Source organism: Melioribacter sulfuriphilus (assembly GCF_052656625.1).
In genome coordinates, this window is sequence record NZ_JBQXXK010000003.1 from 80,226 (window position 1) to 101,081 (window position 20,856).

Genomic DNA, 20,856 nt, shown 5'->3' on the forward strand with positions numbered 1-20,856 from the left:
AACATGATCGAAAAGAAAGTTAAAATAGTGAACAACGCTGGACTTCATACCCGTCCGGCTGCTACAATAGTTAAAATGGCTTCAAAATATAAATGCGATTTTTACCTGATTAAAGACGGTATGCAGATAAACGGAAAAAGTATTATAGGTGTAATGACACTGGCAGCTGAAAAAGGCTCGGAAATAACGCTTATCTTTGACGGCGAAGACGAAGAAGAAGCCGCAAAAGAAATAATCGATTTTTTCAACAGAGGATTTGACGAGATGTAAAATGGAAAAAAATCAAATCATATTGAAAGGAATTGCTGCCGCGCCGGGAATCTCAATTGCTCCGGCATATCTTTTCTCAAAAGAAAGTGAATCGGTAAGTGCCGAAAAAATTGAAGACATTGAAGAAGCACTGGGAAATATCGATGCTGCTTTAGAGTTGTCGAAAAAAGAGATGCGAAAGATTTTCAATCTCGCCGTCGATAAAATTGGGGAAAAACGTGCAGCGATTTTCGAGGCACAAATGATGGTTCTCGACGATCCGATCTTAATTTCTACAATCAAAGAGAGGATTAGAAATGAAAAGATGTCGCCGGAATATATCGTAGAGGATGAAATTTCGAAGTATATCAAAATAATGAACGCCTCGAACGAGCCATATATGAAAGAGCGTTCACACGATATTGAAGATATAAAAAACAGAATCATCCGCAATCTCAAAAAGAAAAAATGGAAATCGAAAGTTTCAAATGATGTAATCGTTGTTACAACAAATCTATCGCCATCAGACACAGTATTACTTTCGAGGTCGAACGTAAAAGGATATGTAACCGATTTTGGCGGATTAACATCACACGCCGCAATTGTTGCAAGATCGCTAAATATTCCCGCGGTCGTAGGAATACACGAGGCAACTAATCTAATTCAAAACGGCGATCTTTTGATTATCGACGGATTCCACGGTGAAGTAATTGTAAATCCCTCGAATGAGTTAATCAATGAGTATAAAGAGAAAATTAATAAGCTTAGTCAATACGACGAAGAGTTATTAAAAATTAAGTCACTTCCTGCTGTTACACTTGACGGTAAAGAAATTAAGTTGATGGCAAATCTCGATATATCCGAAGAGATGAGTTTTATAGTTCATAACTGCGCCGATGGTATAGGATTGGTTAGAACAGAGCAATTGTTTGAGGAGTACGAAGTATTTCCAGACGAAGACCAGCAATATGAAGTTTACAATAAAATATCGGAGAGTATTTATCCCAAGCCTGTGATTATAAGAGCTTTTGACATTGGCGGCGATAAAGTTTTACCAGTCGATCTTCATGAACCAAATCCGATGCTTGGCTGGCGCGGTATCCGTTTATTGCTCGACAATCCGAACCTTTTTAAGACTCAAATACGTGCAGTTCTAAAAGCCAGTAAGCACAAAAACGTCTGGTTTATGCTGCCGATGATTAACTCACTTTCAGAAGTCATCGCAGCTAAAAAAATAATCGAGGAATGTAAAAAAGAATTACTTGAAGAGCATATTCCTTTCGACAATGGTATTCTGGTTGGAATTATGATTGAAGTTCCTTCGGCAGCGGTGTTGACTTCCGATTTTGCTGAAATAGTTGATTTCATTAGTATCGGCACTAACGATTTGATTCAATATTTGCTTGCAGTCGACAGGGGTAATGAAATTGTTTCTACTCAATATCAGGAATTTCATCCCGCAGTAATAAGAACAATTAAACATATCATAAACGAAGCCGGTAAAAAATCTTTGCCTGTAAGTATGTGCGGGGAAATGGCAGCAGACCCATTTGCACTGCCTTTGCTTGTCGGTCTCGGGCTCGAATCTTTAAGTATTTCGGCTGCAGGTATACCGCTACACAAGAAAATACTCCGTTCTCTGAACTATTCCGAACTAAAACAACTTGCCGATGAATGTTTGAATCTCAAAAACGAAGACGAAATTAATAATAAACTCCATAAATTCTTTAACGAAAAAATTTCAGACCAAATTAAAAACTTATATTGAGGTAAAGAATGAGTAATATCAGTGAATTAATAGCCAGATATGACAAGGCTAATCAGTTTCAGGTTCTTCAAGATTCTTATAAACAGGTTGAATATGCCTGGAATCTCAAAATCGATCTTTCATCAATCGATACTACAAAAATTAAAAATATCATTCTAACTGGATTGGGCGGTTCGGCTATCGGTGGAGAATTGATACAGAATTTTTTCCGCACTGAATTGAAATATCCTTATACTGTTAATCGAAATTACGAATTGCCACCTTATGTTAATGAAGAGACTCTTGTCATTGCCTCTTCATATTCGGGAAATACCGAAGAAACCCTATCTGCATTAAATCAGGCTATCGAAAAGAAGTGCCAGATTGTATGCGTAACTACAGGCGGTAAAATGGAAGGAATTGCGGCTAAACACAATATACCAGTTGGTAAACTTTTACCAGGTTATCAACCTCGATTTGCGCTCTGGATTAATTTCTTTACAGTGTTGAATGTATTTAATAATCTTAGGTTAGTACCCGACCAGAATCAAAATGTTAAAGATAGTATAGAACTGCTCAAGAAAAGAGGTGATGAATATGCCAAGCCAGACAACAGAGCTCTAAGTCTGGCTGAGAGCCTTTTGGGTTATGTGCCATTGATCTATTCTGTGTCCGACTATACGTCGGTTGTCGGCACCCGCTTTAAAGGTCAATTCAATGAAAACTCCAAACAACATGCTTTCTTTGCCTATTTCCCCGAACTCGACCACAATGAAATTATGGGGTGGGAGGGATACAATTATCAAGAAATGAAAATTAAATTGATTAATATCTGGGATGATGAATATCATCCGCAGGTTAAAAAACGTCTTGAAATTACTTCGGAAGTAATTCGCAAAACAGGTTGCGAAATTATCGACTTGAAAAGCGAGGAAAAAAATGCCAAATTACGTCTGGTCGATCTGATATTCCTGAGTGACTGGGCTACTTATTATTATGCTATCATCAGAGGATTCGACCCAACAACCATCGACAATATAAATTATCTCAAGGCACGGCTTTGATATTAAAAGGGCGGAAATATTTTTTGCTGCTTTTAATTATGCCGCAATTAATTTCCGCCCAATTTTACTTCTTCGGTCGAAATAAAGTTCAGTATGAATCATTCGAATGGAAAGTTATTAAAACAGAGCATTTTAATATCTATTACTACGATAATTTTGAGCAGGTAGCTGAAATAGGCGCCCGCTTTGCCGAAGAAGCATTCGAAGAACTTAAAATAAAATTCAATCATTACGTTACATTTAGAATACCGCTTATTTTTTATAACTCGCATATTCATTTCCAGCAGACAAATACCATCCCCAATTTTATTCCTGAAGGTGTGGGAGGTTTTTTTGAATTCTTAAAAGGAAGAGTAGTAATTCCGTATCCTGGTTCATTAAAAGATTTTCGGCATGTAATTAAACATGAACTGGTTCATGTTTTTATGACGAATAAAATTTTTAATCTTCTCAGAGACCACAGAATTGAAACCAGCAGAATGCCACCTCTCTGGTTTGTAGAAGGACTTGCTGAATACTGGTCGTACGAATGGGATGCTCAAGGTGAAATGGTTATGAGGGATTTTGTGCTGAATAATTTCTTTATTCCTTTAGATGACCTTTCAAACGCGGCAGGATACATAATTTACAAAGAAGGGCAAAGCTTACTGGAATTTATATCATCTGAATTCGGAGAAAATAAAATCCTTGATATTATTGAAAACATGTGGCGGTTTAATTCTTTCGAAGATAATCTTCAATTTTCGCTCGGTTCTAACCTTAAAGAAATTGGTGACAGGTGGGAATATTCTCTCAAAAAAAAATATTATCCGATCTATGACAGTAATTATCCTCATTTTATCGGCGCTCGTAAGTTGACTGAAACGGGTCTGAATTTTAATCCGAGGATTTTTAATAGAAACGGAAAGAGAGAAATTTATTTCATCGGGAATCATAACGGATATTCTTCTGTCTTTAAGATGAATTACAGCGATAAGAACAAACCAAAATCTAAGGTAATAATTGAAGGAGAAAAGGAACCAGAATACGAAAGTTTTCATCTTCTCGATAATACACTCGACCTTTCAACGAACGGCTTGCTGGCGTTTATTACCAAATCGAATGAAAGAGACGTTATTCATATTTATTCTGTAATAGCTGAAGAAAAAGTTAAAACTCTGCGATTCGATAATCTAATTTCAATACGTTCGCCGAAATTTTCACAGGACGGAAAAAAATTACTCTTTTCTGCAACCGACACGAAAGCTTACGTCGACATTTACATGTATGAATTTGAACGAGACACTTTAATCCGTCTGACGAATGATTACTATGCCGACGTCGACCCAATATTCAACGGGGAAGGTAAAATTATATTTTGTTCTGATAGAACTTCAGGAGAATATGCCCAAAAATTCAACCTTTTTGAACTCGATTTAAGTAGATATACTATTTCTTACATAACAAATATCAATGCCAATATTAGATTCCCGCGTTTTTCTCCTGACCATAAAACCATCTATTTTAATTGCGACTACGACGGTGTTTATAACATCTGGCGCATCGATAATTTCGAACGGGATTCCAAAGAAGTAGAACAAATAACAAAATTTGTAACCAGCGTTTACAGCTTTGATTTTGTCGACGATACTACACTTATCACTTCTGCATTTGAAAAGCTCTCTTTTCAGTTTTTTGAACTCGATATCTCAAAGTTTGTGATTAATACTCAGGTTGAATCTGATTTTAAAAAAATTAAACCCGCATGGAGTATAGACGGAATTTCTTTAATGAAAGAACACGATCGTTTAAAATACGAGAGAGAATATACTCTTGATTATGCAGTGGGACAGTTATCGACCGACCCAATTTATGGTTCGAGAGGTGGAGCACTCTTTGCCATTAGCGATCTTTTGGGTGACGACCGTTTTATCTTCTACTTTTACAATAGTGCTGAGATACAGAGTGAAATACTCGATAATTTCAATATTGCTCTCAGCAGGATTAATCTTCAAAAGAGAGGGAACTACGGATACGGCATATTCCATTTTGCCGGCAGGAGATACGACATACGAGAATCGGAAGAATTTTTTTATGAGAGAGTTTATGGCGGATTTGCAGAAGTCCATTATCCATTTTCTGCATTTAAACGAATCGAACTCAGTGTTAGTATTGCCAACTCTGACAAAGAACTTTTTGGAGAATTTTCATCGCGAAAAGCATTATTGATGTCGAATACTCTCTCCTTTGTGCACGATAATTCGCTCTGGGCGTCAACAGGTCCAATTGACGGTACAAGGTTCAGATTACTCTTTGGATATATAAGCGATATTAAATTCAGTAATCTCAATTATTATTCAGTTATTGCGGACTATCGAAAATATTTCAGAATTGGATACGCAAGTGCTGTAGCATTAAGAGGAGCAATTTTCATTAATCATGGCAAAGAAGCACGTCGCTATTTTGCAGGTGGAAGCTGGGACTTGCGAGGCTGGCCAAGATGGTCGATAAGAGGCGAAAAATTGTGGCTTTCATCTCTTGAACTTCGCTTTCCACTTATTGACAGAATTTATATAAAATTTCCGTTCTTTGGTCTTAGCTTTGCCAACTTGCGTGGTGCCCTCTTTTTCGACTCGGGTGCCGCATGGGATACGAAATATAAAGAAACTCTCGGCAGTCTGGGCTTTGGTTTCAGACTCAATCTCTTCAACGTTGTTACTCTTCGATACGACATTGGTAAAAAAATAGAAGATAATTTTTCACGATTTCAGAAGAAATTATTTTATCAATTTTTCTTCGGGTGGGATTTTTGAAAAACTGTTTAATAATCATAACTTCATTTCTTCTGCTCTACTCGTGCACCGTCAATCTGCTTGTTGATTTTCGACAGCTTGACGAAAAGGGATATGCTATGTTTGGTGAAATTTCGGAAAGAAAATTTTATTCTAATATAAATATTTCCGATTCACTGGAACTAATTAACAAGCTCGAATTAAAAGGGAGCCATGCATACACTTCGGTGGTTGCACTTAACGGATTGATCTTTACTGGCGATCTCTCAGGTAGAATTTATGCATTCGATATTAATTCAGGGAAATCGTACGGCTATAAAAAATATGACGGTGAAATTTTACTTGCCCCCATCCTGATCGGAAGAAGAATTTATTTTGCGGTTAATAATAGGAATAAACCATATTCAACATTCGTTTCCTTTGACTATTTTGACGGTAAAGAAATTAATCGGTACGATTTAGACGCTACCATAAACAGCGAATTACTACTCCTGAAAGATCAAATTATAGCAGTTGATAAGAAGGGTGCAGTTTACAGTTTCAATACTGCAGGGTATCCAGAATGGACGTACAATACAAGACACGAACAAAACTCGCATCCTGCATCGGATGGGAATATTCTTGCGTGGGGCACAAACGAAGGCAAATTTATTATTTTTTCTTTGGAACAGAGAAAGATTATCGATTCTTTTGATGCAGATACATCTATTACTTCCGGTTCTACAATTGAGAATCATGTTGCATATTTCGGGGATGCCATCGGCAATTTTTATGCTTATAATTATTTGCATAAAAAACTTCTGTGGAAAGTTTATACGGGTGCTAAAATTATCAACTTCCCTGTCCAAAACGATTCTTTGGTAATTACAGGAAATCTGAAAGGGATTATTAATGCCTTCGAAAAAATAGACGGTAAGTTAAAATGGTCAGTTAAAACAAACGGACTAATCAATTCTACTCCCTTTTTAACCAGAAATATTTTACTTCAGCCAGACCTTAACAAAAAATTATACTTGATTGACGTCGCTTCAGGTAAAATACAAAAGATAATTAATTATGACGGACGGGTTAAACTTAGTCCAATATGTTACGGAAATTATATTATTACAGGCGCCGATAGGGGGACAATTTATATTTATAATTATAAGTGAGACGGTTGAAATGCTTACGAGATTAGTTTTTCTTTTGATTGTTGTCATTAATGCAAGCGCACAACAAGAATTCTACGAAATTAAGATCATTTCGGAAAGTCCTGGGGTGTCTATTTTTGTTGATAATCAGTTTGTCGGTTATGATACTATTTCGGTTAAGTTAAATAGAGGAAAACATACGATCTTGATATTTGAATCTCCTCTTATCTGGAATGGGATGATGATTGTCGATACAATTATTGTAGACGAATCTTCGTCCCAAACATTTAATTATCAATTACCTTCAGTGGCTGTGATTAACTCAAAACCTAATGATGCTATTGTTCGAGTCAACAATAAATTTAAAGGCTATACGCCACTACGAATTTTTTGTTTTGACGAAGATGTGGTTTCGGTTTCACGAAATGGTATTGAGTGTAAATATAGTGGAGTAAAAGACAAGTTGAATGTAAATTTAGAAGTTTTGCCAGAAAGGCAAAAAGCCAGATTTTCTAGTTCAACCAACTTCAAATTGCTTATGGCATCATCTCTGCTGCTTGGAGGTATTGCTGCTTATTTCAAACTAAGAGCCGATAGTATTTATGAAGACTATCTTCGTTCAGGCGACAATGAACTATATGAAAAAGTAAACCGGTACGATATCTACAGTGGAATTGCATTCGGTCTGTTGCAGATTAATTTTGGTTATCTGTTTTACAAGTTACTTACCGAAGATTAATGAGCATCCAGCCAGTTGGAGCCAGTTCCAATATCCACAACAATTGGGACATTAAGAGGCATTGCAGTTTCCATTAAATTTTTTATTACCGGCTTTAATTCGCTTAATTCTTTTTGAGGCATATCAAATACAAGTTCGTCGTGAACCTGTAATATCATTTTAGTTTTTGATTTTCTTTTATTTAATTCGTTGAAGATTTTTATCATTGCTAGCTTAATCATATCTGCAGCCGTACCTTGAATTGGCATATTGATAGCAACACGTTCTTCAAATTGTCTTATTGTTCTGTTTTTGCTGTTGATATTTTTAAGGTATCTTCTTCGGCCTGTTAGAGTTTCTGCGTACCCATTTTGGCGTGCTTTTTCAATCGATTCGTCCATGAATTTTTTAACCTTGGTGAAAGAATTAAAATAATTGTCAAAAATTTCTTTCGCATGCGACTGCGAAATACCCAGTCGATTTTTCAAACCGAATGGACCCAAACCGTAAAGGATTCCAAAATTTACTTCTTTAGCTTTACGGCGCATGTCAGGTGTAACGTCATCGGGGTCGACTTTGAAAACCATTGCTGCAGTGCGGCGGTGAATATCCTCGCCTTTTTCGAAAGCCGCAATTAAATTTTCGTCGCCTGATATGCTTGCCATTATCCTTAGTTCGATCTGACTGTAGTCAGCGCTCAAAATAATATTATTTTTGTCGGAAGGAATAAATGCTTTTCGGATTTCTTTTCCGAGTTCTGTTCTGATTGGTATATTTTGCAAGTTTGGATCGTTGCTCGATAGTCTGCCAGTTGATACTACAGTTTGATTGTATGTGGTATGAATTTTACCAGTTTTCGGATTGATCAGAGTTGGAAGGGCATCTGCATATGTCGATTTCAGTTTAGCAATTTGTCTATATTCCAGAATCAAATCAATTACAGGGTGAGCTCCGCGTAAAGATTCAAGAGATTTTGCATCGGTAGAATATCCGGTTTTTGTTTTGCTAGTTTGAGGCAATTTCAATTTGTCGAATAAAACTTTCTGAAGCTGTTGCGTAGAGTTTATGTTGAATTCTTCTTCCGAGTAAGCATATATTTCTTTTGAAATTAATTCTAATTTAATTTCGAGTTCTTTACTGAATTCTTTCAAACTCTCGACGTCGATCTTAACACCCGTGCGTTCCATATCTTCCAGTACTGGTACCAGTGGGAATTCGATTTCATAAGCGACTTTCTCAAGCTTTTCTTTCTTTAAAATTTCGTCGAGAATCTTGTAGAGTCGAAAAGTAATGTCGGCGTCTTCGCACGAATATTCTGCAAGTTTGTTCAAATCTACTTCAAATATTTTTTCTGGTGTTTTTTTCGAACCAATTAATTCGATCAATGGAATTGGTTTGTATTTCAGATACTTTGCCGATAGTTCGTCCATTCCATGCTTCTGATCGGGGTCAATAACGTAACTTGCTAACATGGTATCAAAGTAAAAATTCTTTACTTCTATACCATAAGTTCTCATAACGGCAATGTCATATTTACCGTTCTGGCAAACTTTTTTGATCTTTTCGTTTTCTAAAACAGGCTTAAAAATCTCGATAAATTTCTTTATCGGTAAACGGTCGGTCAATTCGGAGGTAAACAATTCTTCCTTTGTTCGTTCGGGATTAACAGCCACAAACCAGGCTTCGTTTGGTTTAAGTGAAAAAGAAACACCTGCAAGATTTACATTGAATATATCGAGTGAATCCGTTTCAGTATCAAATACAAGTAGTTCGGCATTTGATAGTTTCTTTGCAAATTCTACGGCATCTTTTTCGGTAGAAATTAGTTTATAATTAATCTTCGACTTATCGAAAGAACTGTAATCATTTGGGGAAAGCTTCATTCCGTCATCTTCCAGTGGCTCCAGAGCATCGTTTTCGCCGGCATAAATTTTTTTTAATTTGTCGGCAAACGACCTGAATTCAAGTTCTCCGAATATTTTCATCAGTTTATTGAAGTCTGGTTTAGTAAATTTTGCTTCCTCGAGGTTGAAATTGAATGGCACGTCAGTTTTAATCGTCGCAAGTTCTTTCGACAAAAATGCATTTTCTTTGTTCTCGATTAATTTTTTAACGACCGATTGTTTCTCAATTTTATCGAGATTTTCGTAAATCTTTTCTATTGAGCCATATTTTTGAATTAAGGGCGCTGCAGTTTTTGGACCGATGCCTGCAACTCCGGGGATATCATCCGAACTATCGCCCACAAGCGCAAGATAGTCGATCATTTGTGAAGGTTTTATACCGTATTCTTCTTCTACTTTCTTTTCGTCGAAAATTACAATTTCATCCGTCGATTTTCCTGGTTTTATGATTTTAATGTTATCACCGATCAATTGTATGTAATCCTTATCTGGTGTGATTGCGTATGCAATCAACCCAGCTTCAGCGGCTTTTTTAACTGCAGTTCCTATTAGGTCATCGGCTTCGTAACCAGGTAAAATATAGATTGGTATATTAAACGCTTCTATTATCTCTTTAATTCTTGCTATTTGCGGAATCATCTCTTCAGGCATTTCTTCGCGTGACGATTTATAATTCTCATATTTTTCGTGGCGGAAGTTTTTTTCTTTTGAGTCGAATGCTATTGCTGCATAATCGGGTTTAGTATCTTCCAATATTTTAAATAATTGGCTTAAAAAACCGTAGACCGCCGAAGTCGGTTCACCTTTACTGGTATACAAAGGTCTCGTAATGAAAGCGTAATAACCTTTATATGCCAGCGACATAGCGTCGATAATAACAAATTTTTTTTTACCCATTTATCGCCCTAAAATGTTATATTCACTTCCGAAAATATGAATTAGCGAACACATTATGAAATACAAATCAATAATATCTCTATTCTTAATTTTAATTCAGACCCGAGTGTTCTCCAATGGCCTGGAAATGAGCGAGGATACTCTATATGTAGCAAGCTGGAACGTAGAAAATTTATTCGACACGGAAGATAATCCCTTAAAAAACGACGATGAATTTACACCCGAAGGTTCAAAACAATGGACGGACGAGAGACTCGAACAAAAACTGGAAAATCTTGAACGAGTAATCAATTACATGAACGACGGCTGTGGTCCCGATATTTTATGTCTACAGGAAGTAGAAAATATATGGGTGGCTAAAAGGCTTGTTTACCGGCTTAATTACAGAGATTACGTTATAGCTTACAGAGATTCTCCCGACGAAAGGGGAATTGACGTTACAGTTATATACGATAGAAGTATCTTCTCAGTTTTGAATGTCGATACGTTTTCTGTTAAACTTCCTGAGGGTGATAAGACGCGTTATATTATGTTAGTTGAGTTAATGCATAAAAAGAGCAAAGAAAAAATTTATCTATTGGGTAATCACTGGCCTTCAAGGGGCGGTGGAAGAGAAAAATCTGAAGAACCAAATCGATTGGCTGCTGCCAGAACTGTAAGAAATGTTGTCGATAGTCTAATGAATCTAAACAAGGATTCGAATATTATAATTCTTGGCGATTTTAATGACGAGCCCGACAACGAATCCATTACAAAAATTTTGAAAGCGCATAATATTGAAAATTACAACGACTTAATTAACACAGCATACGAAAAATTTAAAAACGGGGAAGGTACATATTATTACCGTAAAGACTGGAATATGATTGATCAGATTATAATTTCAAAAGCGCTCGTTGACAACAGAGGATTGGATTATGTTACAAATAGTTTTGAAATTGTGCGTCCGGAATATATGGTACAGCAGGAAGGGGATTATAAAGGAGCGCCGTTGAGAACATTTGCAGGAAATAGATATTTTGGTGGTTTCAGCGATCATTTTCCAGTAGCGGCAAAATTTTATTTAATCAAAGAAAAAAAGTAATGAATAAAATATTTTTATTATTTGGCGCCTCCGGAAAACTGGGGCAGGAAGCCATTAGTTATTTTCTCAATTGTGAATACGATTATTATTATTTCTTCTCCAGAAAAAAATTAGAACTTCCGTCAACCGAAAAAAAATGTGAGAATATCATCGTGGGAGATTTAGCTGACGAATCAAAAGTAATTGAGGCATTCAATAAAATTCGAAGAGATAGCGATTCTTATTATTATCTATTCGATACAATTGGTACATACTGGGGAGGTAAAAGAATTGACGAGACGCCGTACGAAGAATGGAAAAAGTTGATTGATATAAATCTGAACACTTCATTTTTAATCGCAAGAGAATTTATGAGACTGGTAGCATCCTCAAAAGGAGGGTCGATTTGTTTTACGAGCGCATTTACTTCACTTTCGAACGAAGCAGGTATTGCAGCTTATGGGACATCGAAAAATGCTCTTAATTATTTCGTTAAAACACTGGCTGAAGAAGGGAAATCTATTAATCTCAATGCGAATGCAATTGCCCCTTATATACTGGATACCGAATCGAACAGGCAATGGATTGATGATAAAAATAAATTGATACCACTAAAAGAATTGTGTATAGTTGTAGAAAATATCTTCGAAAGCAAAAAAATATTTACAGGCAACATTATTTTCTTTTCAGAATCATTAAAAAATTCTTAATTTAGTGAGGTATAAAAATTATTTATTGACTTTTTTGACTCATTTATTTAATGTTCGTTACTCATTTTTCAAGAATAATAAGTTTTTTTTGAATTAATTAAAAAAATAAAAAAATAATCGGAGGTTTTTCCATATGCAACTCGCAGAGATTACAGGCTTTATTACTGGAATTTTAGCTCAAGTAGAAGAACCGGGCCTTATCGGATATTTGCAACAAAAGTTCATAGAAGGCGGCTTTTTCATGTGGCCCATACTTGGATGCTTGGTAATTGGATTGGGCTTCTCAATTGAAAGATTCTGGACATTATCACGTGCTACAATAAGCACTAAAAAATTTATTGTTCAAGTTAAAGAAGCTCTTCAAAAGGGTGGTGTACCCGAAGCAATAAAATTATGTGAAAACACAAGAGGTTCCATTGCCTCAGTATTTCACGCTGGTTTATTGAGAGCCGACGAGGGTCTCGACGCTGCAGAAAAAGCTATTATGGCTTACGGTGCAATCGAAATGGGATTCCTCGAAAAAGGTATGATCTGGATTTCAACCTTTATTGCACTTGCTCCGATGCTTGGGTTCACCGGTACTGTACAGGGTATGATTCAGGCATTTGACGCTATTAAAGAAGCAGCTCAAATTTCACCGAGTATCGTTGCCGGTGGTATCTCAGTAGCTCTTTTAACAACACTTTTTGGTCTAGTTGTTGCTATGATCCTTCAGGTTCTCTACAATTACTTCGTCTCCCGTATAGACCGTTTGGTAGCTGATATGGAAGAAAGTTCTATTGAACTTATTGATGCTTTATACGAATTGAAAACCAAGAAAAGCTAATTAAAACGAGTATTTTAAAATGGTCAAGATAAAAAAACGTAAACTTTCCGATGCCGAAATACCTACAAGTTCGATGGCGGACATTTCGTTCCTCTTGCTATTATTCTTCCTTGTCTCCACAGTTATCGACGTCGATACAGGTATCGGTTTAGTACTACCGGAATATATTCCACCAGAACAACAAGAGTTTGTACCAATTTCTAAGGATCGTCTGGCCGCAGTGCTGATAAACGAAAACGGCGACGTCCTTCTTAATAACGAAATTATTGCTATTCCGCAGATTGCAAAAACTCTTAAACCGAGAATCGAAGAAAAAATTAATTTGCCTTCAAATAAGAAACTTGTTGTTTCCGTAAAGACGGATAGAAAAACCAATTATAACCTTTACATACAGGCATTGGATCAGATTAAAGACGCTTATTTCCAGGTGCGCGAGGAATACGCACGCTCTAAATTTGGTAAAAGAATTATTGACCTGGACGAACGCAGTGAAGAAATGAAAGAAATTAAAGAAAAAATTCCGATAATTATAAGTTTAGCTGAACCGGAATCTGTAAAAAAATAATTGAGGAAAAAGATGAAATTTCAGAAAAAAAGAGCGAATACAAAACAATCGATACCGACTGCCTCGCTGCCCGATATTGTCTTTATGCTTCTTTTATTCTTCATGGTTACCACTACTCTTCGAGAAGTAGACGTTCTGGTAAGTTTTAAACTACCAGAAGCAAAAGCCATCGAGAAAATTGAAAATAAGAGGCTTGTTTCGTATATCTGGGTTGGTAACGACGGCAGAATACAGCTCAACGATAGTATCACAAAACTGGAAGAAATTGAAGGTATTATGTATAATAAACGCCTTGCAATGCCTAACGTAATTGTCTCTTTGCGAATTGATAAGAATTCTGATATGGGTATTGTAACCGACATTCAACAGGAATTGAGAAAAGCTTCTTGTCTCAGAATTAATTACTCGACATTGCTCAAAATATAGTTGCACAATTTATAATTTCTAAGGCAGGTTGTTTTCTTAATAACCTGCCTTTTTTTTTGAATTTAGGTGAGGTAAATCAATGAGTCTGAAAGATAAAATCAATAATGACCTTAAAGAGGCTATGAAATCGGGCGACAAGATTCGCCTCGAAACAATACGTTCGATTAGAGCATTGATACTCGAATTTGAAAAAAGCGGTAGCGGTAAGTCTCTAAATGAAGAGGAGGAAATTAAATTACTTACCAGCGCCGCAAAAAAAAGACGTGAAGCCGTAGAACAGTATAAAGCCGCAGGCAGAAATGAACTGGCTGAAAAAGAAGAAACCGAGTTGAAAATAATCGAAAGCTATCTCCCAAAACAATTGTCACCTGAAGAGGTTTTCGAAGAAATTAAAAAAATTGCTGAAACCATAGGGGTTTCTACAAAAGAGGATTTCCCCAAATTAATGCCAGTAGCGGCTAAAACACTTAAAGGTAAAGCCGATGGTAAATTGATTAAAGAAATGGTCGAAAAGTTTTTGCAACATTGACAAGGTTATAATTGAACTACTTAGACTATTTGATTATTGTTATAGCATTAGTCGGTTTTATTCTTGGTTTTAAAGACGGTCTCATCAGAAAAATTATAGGCATTACAGGACTTGTTGCGGCTGTAATTTTGACTGTCAATTTTTCGGATAAATTGGGTGTTGTTCTAACGCCAATTTTAAATGACGACGAATATTTCGCAAAAATAATAGCAGCCGTTTTAATATTTTTGACAACAATCATTCTTTTTTCAATCTTAAAAAGGATTGTCCATCCATCAGATAAAGTCAATAAATTGATAAATCAAATTGTAGGTGGCTTAATAGGAACTCTTCAGATAATTATATTTCTGAGTGGGCTATTTCTGGTCCTCGATTTATTAGGATTTCCCGAAAAACAGACACGTAAGGATTCTCTAATGTATGAGCACGTGTATAATATAATTCCGGGATTTATCAATTTCATCATGGAAAGAAGTTCGAGCGCAACCGACTTAATTAAAGATTTTATTGAAAAAACAGATACTTTGAAAAATAACTGACATGGTAAAAAACGATACACTGGATAAACTCGAATTCCGTAAAATTACAGACTATATAGCTAATTATTGTCAAACTGAAGCTGGTAAAAAGAAAATAAAGGAACTATCACCTTCGAGCGATCGTAATCATATTATTTCAGAAACAGATAAAATAAACTATGCACGCAATCTACTAATCAGGAAAGATATTCCACCCATCGAATATTTACCTGAACTGACAGATTCAATATACCGTTCAAGAATTGAAGGAGTTGTCCTTTCGTCGAAAGAAATAAGAGAAATTTATCGTCTTGCACAGATGTCGAGAAAACTGGTAGGCTATTTGAAACCCGAAGATCCAATCGAAACGCCGCTGGAGAACTTGAGAAATAATTTAATGATCGATAAGGTGTTCGAAAATAGCATCGAAAAAATTTTCGATGAAAATTGGGATGTAAAAGACAATGCAAGTTCTACTCTAAAATCGATCAGGAACGAAATTCATGAAAAAGAGTTATTGCTTCAAAAGACTGTTAATCGTTTGCTGAAAAAATTGAGTGAAGAATACCTTGTGCAGGAAGAATATTTTACTCAACGGGATGGCAGAATTGTTCTACCCGTAAAAGCAGAGCACAAAAGACATATCAAAGGCTTTATTCATTCGGAATCATCCACCGGTCAAACTGTCTATATCGAACCTGCTGAAATACTCGAATTGAATAACGATATCCTTTCTTTAAAATTTGCAGAAAAAAGAGAAATCGAAAAAATCCTTTTAGTGCTTACTAAACAAATTGCTGTTAAAAGTGAAGAACTACTAATTACTTACAATGCTGTCACCAATGCAGACACTCTATTTGCAAGGGCAAAATATGCTCTCGAAATTATTGGTTCTATCCCTACATTCGACGAAAATAAACCACTTGAATTGATAGATGCAAGGCATCCTATTTTGCTAAAGAAACTTGGATTTGAAGCTGCAATTCCTTTGAATCTGAAAATAACCAATCAGAAAGTACTTGTACTGACTGGACCAAATGCGGGAGGGAAAACTGTTGCAATCAAAACAATCGGTCTGCTGGTACTGATGGCTCAATCAGGAATCCCGATACCGTGTCATCCCGATTCGAATCTGCATCTCTTTGAAAATGTTCTTGTGGACATAGGTGATTATCAATCGATTGAAGACGATTTAAGTACATTTAGTTCACATCTAACAAATATTAAGTCGATACTTGAGGAAGCAAATGAGAGAACTCTTGTACTACTTGATGAAGTAGGTACTGGAACTGATCCGGTTGAAGGGGCGGCAATAGCTACCGGTATTTTGATTTCATTACGGGACAAAGGTGCTCTTGTTATAGCAACGACACATCATGGTTCTCTTAAATTGATTGCAAATCAACTCGACAAATTTCAAAATTGTTCGATGGAATTCGACAGTGAGAAATTAAAACCGACATATCGATTTAATCAGGGGATGCCTGGTTCAAGCTATGCATTCGAAATTGCAAGTCGAATTGGTTTCGACGAACAATTTATTGAGCTTTCCAAACGATACATTGACAGTGACAAATCGAAGATAGAAGAATTTTTAATTGATATCGAAAAAAAATCACATGAATTGAAAAATCAATATCATAATCTCGAACTGGAGAATTTACGTCTCAAAAGTCTTGCTAATCTTTATCAGGAAAAAATAAATAAGTTAGAAAAGCAAAAAAAAGAAATACTCGAAGAAGCTCATAAAAAAGCTAATCTCTTGTTGTCCGACGTTAACAGGAAAATCGAAAATACCATTAAGAATATCATCCAATCGAATGCTAACAAAGAAGTTATTAAGAAAGAAAAAAGTGAAATAGAAACAATAAAAAAGAAAACTCAAAGTTATCTCGAAAAATCAAAAAGCGAAGATAAATCAGATTATAAATTAAATGTGGGCGATTTCGTCTCTATCAAAGGAACTACTTCTGTAGGAGTACTGGATGAAATTGATGTCGAAAAAGATAAAGCATTAATAACAATTGGCACATTAAAAATCAAAGCAAAATATAGCTCACTGGTTCCGGCTAATAAGTCAGATTTTAAAGACTACGAAAAAAAGAGAGTAATTACTGATTACGACCACGTTAAATATCGACTCGATATAAGAGGTATGCGTTCCGATGAGGCTGAGTTTGAAATTATTCGTTTCCTTGACGATTCTTTAATGTACGGTCTGGAAAGAGTTGAGATACTGCACGGAAAAGGAACGGGAGCATTAAAACAATTGGCGCATTCAATTCTTAAGAACTATAAAGGGATTAAAAATTATTATTTTGCTAATATCGAAAGCGGAGGAGAGGGAATTACCATCGTTGAATTTGAATGAGCAGTTTTTTCTGATAAAAAATATTATTATCTTAATTAAAAGATAACTGCTCATAATAAATGTTTAATAAAATACTAATTGCCAATAGAGGGGAAATTGCTCTAAGAATTATTAGAGCATGTAATGAACTGGGTATAAAGACAATTGCAATTTATTCGGACATAGATAAATTTTCTCCTCATGTTGCTGCAGCAGACGAAGCCTTCAAAATAGGTGAACCGAGAGCATACCTAAATCAAAATTTAATTCTTGAAATAGCCCAAAAAGCAGATGTAGATGCAATACATCCGGGCTACGGTTATTTATCTGAGAACGAAAATTTTATAAAAGCTGTAGAGGCAAGCAATATTACTTTTATTGGTCCTTCGTCTAAGTCAGTTAAACTAATGGGCAACAAGTTAAACGCTCGCAAGTTAATGCTCGACAGTAATATCCCTGTTGTGCCCGGCTCAATTAAACCGATTTATAATTTAGAAGAAGCTATCTTAATAGCAAATGAAATTGGATATCCGATTATGTTGAAAGCTTCTGGTGGTGGAGGTGGAAAGGGAATTCGTATGGTCTCCGAAGATAAAGAACTTCGGCAGGTATTTAACTTAACACGCAGCGAAGCTCTAAAGGCTTTTGGCAACGACGAAATTTATATCGAAAAATTGATTGTCAATCCAAAACATATCGAGGTACAAATTTTAGGCGACCGACATGGCAATTATGCTCATCTATTTGAAAGAGAATGCTCTCTTCAAAGACGTTTTCAGAAAATAATTGAAGAAGCTCCTTCGCCTTCAATTGATCCAGAATTAAGGTTAAAAATAACAGATGCTGCAGTAAGAGCTGCCCGGGCATGTAACTATTATAACGCCGGTACAGTTGAATTTCTGATGGATGATAACCACAACTTTTATTTTTTAGAAATGAATACGCGTTTGCAAGTGGAACATCCAGTTACTGAGTCAATTACAGGGATCGATATTGTAAAAGAACAGATTAAAATAGCAGCAGGAGAAAAGCTGTCGTTTACTCAGGATGAAGTCTCAATTAATGGTCATTCAATTGAATGCAGAATTAATTCTGAAGACTTTGATTTTTCACCTTCGACCGGAAAAATTACAAATCACAAAATTCCCACTTTACCCGGTATAAGGGTAGACTATGGTATTGACATCGGGTCAGATGTTTCATTATACTACGACCCATTATTATCAAAAGTTATTAGCCACGGCAGAAGTCGTAACGAAGCCCTTGTTCGAATGTTGAATGCACTTGATAATTATTTAATTACGGACGTTGAAACTAATATTCCACTCCTAAAACAAATTTTAAAGAGCGATATTTTCAGAGATGCTTCATTTAATATTAATACACTAAAAAATTTTTCTTTTATTCGGGAAAGCAATCAGGGCTTAGAAATAGCTGCAGTAGTTTCAGCCGTCTTAAATTATAGTAATAAATTTAAATCTAACGGCGATGTGACAAATAACAAAAATAAATGGTACGAACTAAAATATGATTGATTTCGTAGTTGAAATTAATGACAAAAAATACTCTGTTACTTATAAAGGAGGAAATAAAATAATTATTAATGACGTGGAATTTACGATCGATGAATTTAATACTAAAAATGAGAATGAATATTTACTTCGATTAGGACAAAAGCATTACAACATCTTATCGGGACAATCAGAAGATAATAGATTTACGTATAATGTTTGCGGAAATCTATATAAATTAAAACTGCATACGCGTCTTCAATATTTGATTCAGAGCAGACGCGAAGAAAAACTGAGTAAAGAAAAATATTCCGAAATTAAAGCTCCAATGCCTGGTTTAATTGTCAAATTAAATGTTGAAAAAGGGAGTGAAGTAAAAAAAGGGCAAAGTCTGATTGTACTAGAAGCAATGAAAATGGAAAACGAAATACAATCGCCACGAGACGGCAAAATAAAAGATATTAGAATTAAGACAGGTGTAAGTGTAGAGAAAAATGAATTGTTAATTTTATTAGAATAATTCTTTTTGCTTTTAAAAAACAATTACTTATTTTAATGTTCGCATAACAAAAACAGGGAGGTTGTGTGAAAAAATCTTTACAATTATTTCTTTTTATTTTAATTACAGCGGGTATAATTAAGGGAAGTGGATTCCAATTAAACGAGCATGGCGCCAGAGCAATGGCTATGGGAGGCGCGTTTACTGGATTAGCCAATGATCCCTCGGCAATCTATTTTAATCCCGCAGGAATTACTCAATTAAAAGGAACTAATTTCTATCTTGGAACCACATTAATTGTTCCTCTTGCTACTTACAAAACTCCTACTCAGCCAGCTTCTGAAGTTGACATGGAAAATCAGCTCTTTACTCCTATCAACTTTTATCTTACTCAGCAATTGACCGATAAATTGCATATCGGACTTGGTGTGAATAATCCTTACGGATTGGGGACAAAATGGGATCCAAATTGGATCGGGAAATACCTGGCAGTAGAAACAGAACTAAGGGCGTTCTTTTTCACGCCGGTTATTGCTTATCAATTGTCTGATCAACTGTCATTAAGTTTAGGCGGCACTTTTGCATGGGCAGATGTAACAATAATTCGCAAAGCGCCTATTCCCGTTGGAGGGGATTTTGAAATCAATATGAATGGCGACGGCACGGCTTTTGGTTTTTCTGCCGGTTTACTCTACAAACCCACAGCGGATTTTTCTGTGGGACTTAGTTATCGCAGCGAGGTTAATTTTGATTTCGAAGGTACTGCTACAAGTACTCCAGCAGGATTTGTTCATCCGTTATTGGGTTTAACTTTACCCCTTCCAAATGGAAATATTAAAGCTCCACTGTCCACTCCACAAAACATAACTGTCGGTGTGGCATATTCTGCAAATGACAATTTAATGTTGACGGCAGATTTTCAATATGTTGGCTGGTCGAGTTATGACAAACTCGAGGTTACTTTTGAAAATTACGATCTCGATTTAAACCCTGCTAATGGACAGCAAAATGTCCAATCTGCCGACAGAAAATATGAAAATTCTTTTATTGTTCGAGGTGGATTTGAGTATTCTATGGAAAGCGGTTCTAAATTAAGAGGTGGCTTGTTCTACGACAATAGTCCTGTTAAAGATGAATATGTAGAGCCTACATTGCCCGACGCCGACCGTATCGGGTTGAATATCGGTTACGGACTGAAATTATCGGAAAAATTCTCGATTGATTTATCGTATCTCTACTTAATCTTTATGGAGAGAGAAGTTACTAATTCAAAATTCAACTTTAACGGAACTTATACAAACAGTGCACATTTATTGGGCGTTAATTTTTCTTATTCTTTGTAATTAGATAATGCCCCGATTTATGCGGGGCATTTTTTT

The 20,856-nt window shown here is 35.8% G+C and carries 18 protein-coding genes; 17 read left to right on the forward strand and 1 reads right to left on the reverse strand.

Features of this window, described 5'->3' with window-relative positions; translation table 11 throughout:
* Positions 1 to 3: 3 nt before the first annotated feature.
* Genes ACUN8G_RS04065 through ACUN8G_RS04090 form a run of 6 tightly spaced genes read left to right on the forward strand, consistent with a single transcriptional unit; the run spans position 4 to position 7,700 of the window.
* Positions 4 to 270, forward strand: coding sequence for an HPr family phosphocarrier protein (locus tag ACUN8G_RS04065; RefSeq protein WP_437345848.1), 267 nt, complete (start codon positions 4 to 6; stop codon positions 268 to 270).
* Position 271: 1 nt separating this feature from the next.
* Entirely contained in the window at positions 272 to 2,017 is a 1,746-nt protein-coding gene (gene ptsP, locus ACUN8G_RS04070; RefSeq protein ID WP_437345849.1) for a phosphoenolpyruvate--protein phosphotransferase, read from the forward strand.
* A gap of 8 nt (positions 2,018 to 2,025) precedes the next feature.
* On the forward strand, positions 2,026 to 3,060 hold the full coding sequence (locus tag ACUN8G_RS04075; protein ID WP_437345850.1) for a bifunctional phosphoglucose/phosphomannose isomerase: 1,035 nt from the start codon (positions 2,026 to 2,028) through the stop codon (positions 3,058 to 3,060).
* Between the two features lie 23 nt (positions 3,061 to 3,083).
* Positions 3,084 to 5,852, forward strand: a complete 2,769-nt coding sequence (locus ACUN8G_RS04080) for a TolB family protein (protein ID WP_445480904.1) — start codon at positions 3,084 to 3,086, stop codon at positions 5,850 to 5,852.
* Positions 5,849 to 6,982, forward strand: a complete 1,134-nt coding sequence (locus ACUN8G_RS04085) for an outer membrane protein assembly factor BamB family protein (protein ID WP_437345852.1) — start codon at positions 5,849 to 5,851, stop codon at positions 6,980 to 6,982. Before ACUN8G_RS04080 ends, ACUN8G_RS04085 begins: the two co-directional genes overlap by 4 nt.
* 10 nt (positions 6,983 to 6,992) lie before the next feature.
* Positions 6,993 to 7,700, forward strand: a complete 708-nt coding sequence (locus ACUN8G_RS04090; protein ID WP_437345853.1) for a hypothetical protein — start codon at positions 6,993 to 6,995, stop codon at positions 7,698 to 7,700.
* On the opposite strand, the gene polA is transcribed toward ACUN8G_RS04090, so the two are convergent.
* Positions 7,697 to 10,480 carry a DNA polymerase I gene (gene polA, locus ACUN8G_RS04095; RefSeq protein ID WP_437345854.1) on the reverse strand — a complete coding sequence of 928 codons (2,784 nt, stop codon included), beginning with the start codon at positions 10,478 to 10,480 and terminating at the stop codon, positions 7,697 to 7,699. The two genes, ACUN8G_RS04090 and polA, sit on opposite strands and share 4 nt — an antisense overlap.
* 127 nt (positions 10,481 to 10,607) lie before the next feature.
* On the opposite strand from polA, the gene ACUN8G_RS04100 reads away from it, so the two are divergent.
* The 11 genes from ACUN8G_RS04100 (at position 10,608) to ACUN8G_RS04150 (ending at position 20,820) form a co-directional block, all read left to right on the forward strand.
* Positions 10,608 to 11,564, forward strand: a complete 957-nt coding sequence (locus ACUN8G_RS04100; protein WP_445480905.1) for an endonuclease/exonuclease/phosphatase family protein — start codon at positions 10,608 to 10,610, stop codon at positions 11,562 to 11,564.
* On the forward strand, positions 11,564 to 12,253 hold the full coding sequence (locus tag ACUN8G_RS04105; protein WP_437345856.1) for an SDR family NAD(P)-dependent oxidoreductase: 690 nt from the start codon (positions 11,564 to 11,566) through the stop codon (positions 12,251 to 12,253). Before ACUN8G_RS04100 ends, ACUN8G_RS04105 begins: the two co-directional genes overlap by 1 nt.
* A 133-nt stretch (positions 12,254 to 12,386) precedes the next feature.
* Positions 12,387 to 13,079 (forward strand): MotA/TolQ/ExbB proton channel family protein, encoded by a 693-nt coding sequence (locus ACUN8G_RS04110; RefSeq protein WP_437345857.1) that lies wholly within the window; start codon positions 12,387 to 12,389, stop codon positions 13,077 to 13,079.
* Positions 13,080 to 13,098: 19 nt separating this feature from the next.
* Positions 13,099 to 13,644: an ExbD/TolR family protein gene (locus tag ACUN8G_RS04115; RefSeq protein WP_437345858.1), complete on the forward strand. Its 546-nt coding sequence runs from the start codon at positions 13,099 to 13,101 to the stop codon at positions 13,642 to 13,644.
* A 12-nt stretch (positions 13,645 to 13,656) separates the two neighbouring features.
* On the forward strand, positions 13,657 to 14,070 hold the full coding sequence (locus ACUN8G_RS04120) for an ExbD/TolR family protein (protein WP_437345859.1): 414 nt from the start codon (positions 13,657 to 13,659) through the stop codon (positions 14,068 to 14,070).
* 79 nt (positions 14,071 to 14,149) lie between these two features.
* Positions 14,150 to 14,599 carry a GatB/YqeY domain-containing protein gene (locus ACUN8G_RS04125; RefSeq protein ID WP_437345860.1) on the forward strand — a complete coding sequence of 150 codons (450 nt, stop codon included), beginning with the start codon at positions 14,150 to 14,152 and terminating at the stop codon, positions 14,597 to 14,599.
* Positions 14,600 to 14,610: 11 nt separating this feature from the next.
* Positions 14,611 to 15,138 (forward strand): CvpA family protein, encoded by a 528-nt coding sequence (locus tag ACUN8G_RS04130; RefSeq protein ID WP_437345861.1) that lies wholly within the window; start codon positions 14,611 to 14,613, stop codon positions 15,136 to 15,138.
* A gap of 1 nt (position 15,139) precedes the next feature.
* The gene (locus tag ACUN8G_RS04135) at positions 15,140 to 17,488 is read left to right on the forward strand and encodes an endonuclease MutS2 (protein WP_437345862.1); all 2,349 of its coding nucleotides are present in this window, start codon (positions 15,140 to 15,142) and stop codon (positions 17,486 to 17,488) included.
* Between the two features lie 59 nt (positions 17,489 to 17,547).
* Entirely contained in the window at positions 17,548 to 19,002 is a 1,455-nt protein-coding gene (locus ACUN8G_RS04140; RefSeq protein WP_437345863.1) for an acetyl-CoA carboxylase biotin carboxylase subunit, read from the forward strand.
* Positions 18,995 to 19,498 (forward strand): acyl-CoA carboxylase biotin carboxyl carrier protein subunit, encoded by a 504-nt coding sequence (locus ACUN8G_RS04145; protein ID WP_437345864.1) that lies wholly within the window; start codon positions 18,995 to 18,997, stop codon positions 19,496 to 19,498. Before ACUN8G_RS04140 ends, ACUN8G_RS04145 begins: the two co-directional genes overlap by 8 nt.
* Positions 19,499 to 19,563: 65 nt before the next feature.
* Positions 19,564 to 20,820 (forward strand): OmpP1/FadL family transporter, encoded by a 1,257-nt coding sequence (locus ACUN8G_RS04150; RefSeq protein ID WP_437345865.1) that lies wholly within the window; start codon positions 19,564 to 19,566, stop codon positions 20,818 to 20,820.
* The last annotated feature ends 36 nt before the right edge of the window (positions 20,821 to 20,856 follow it).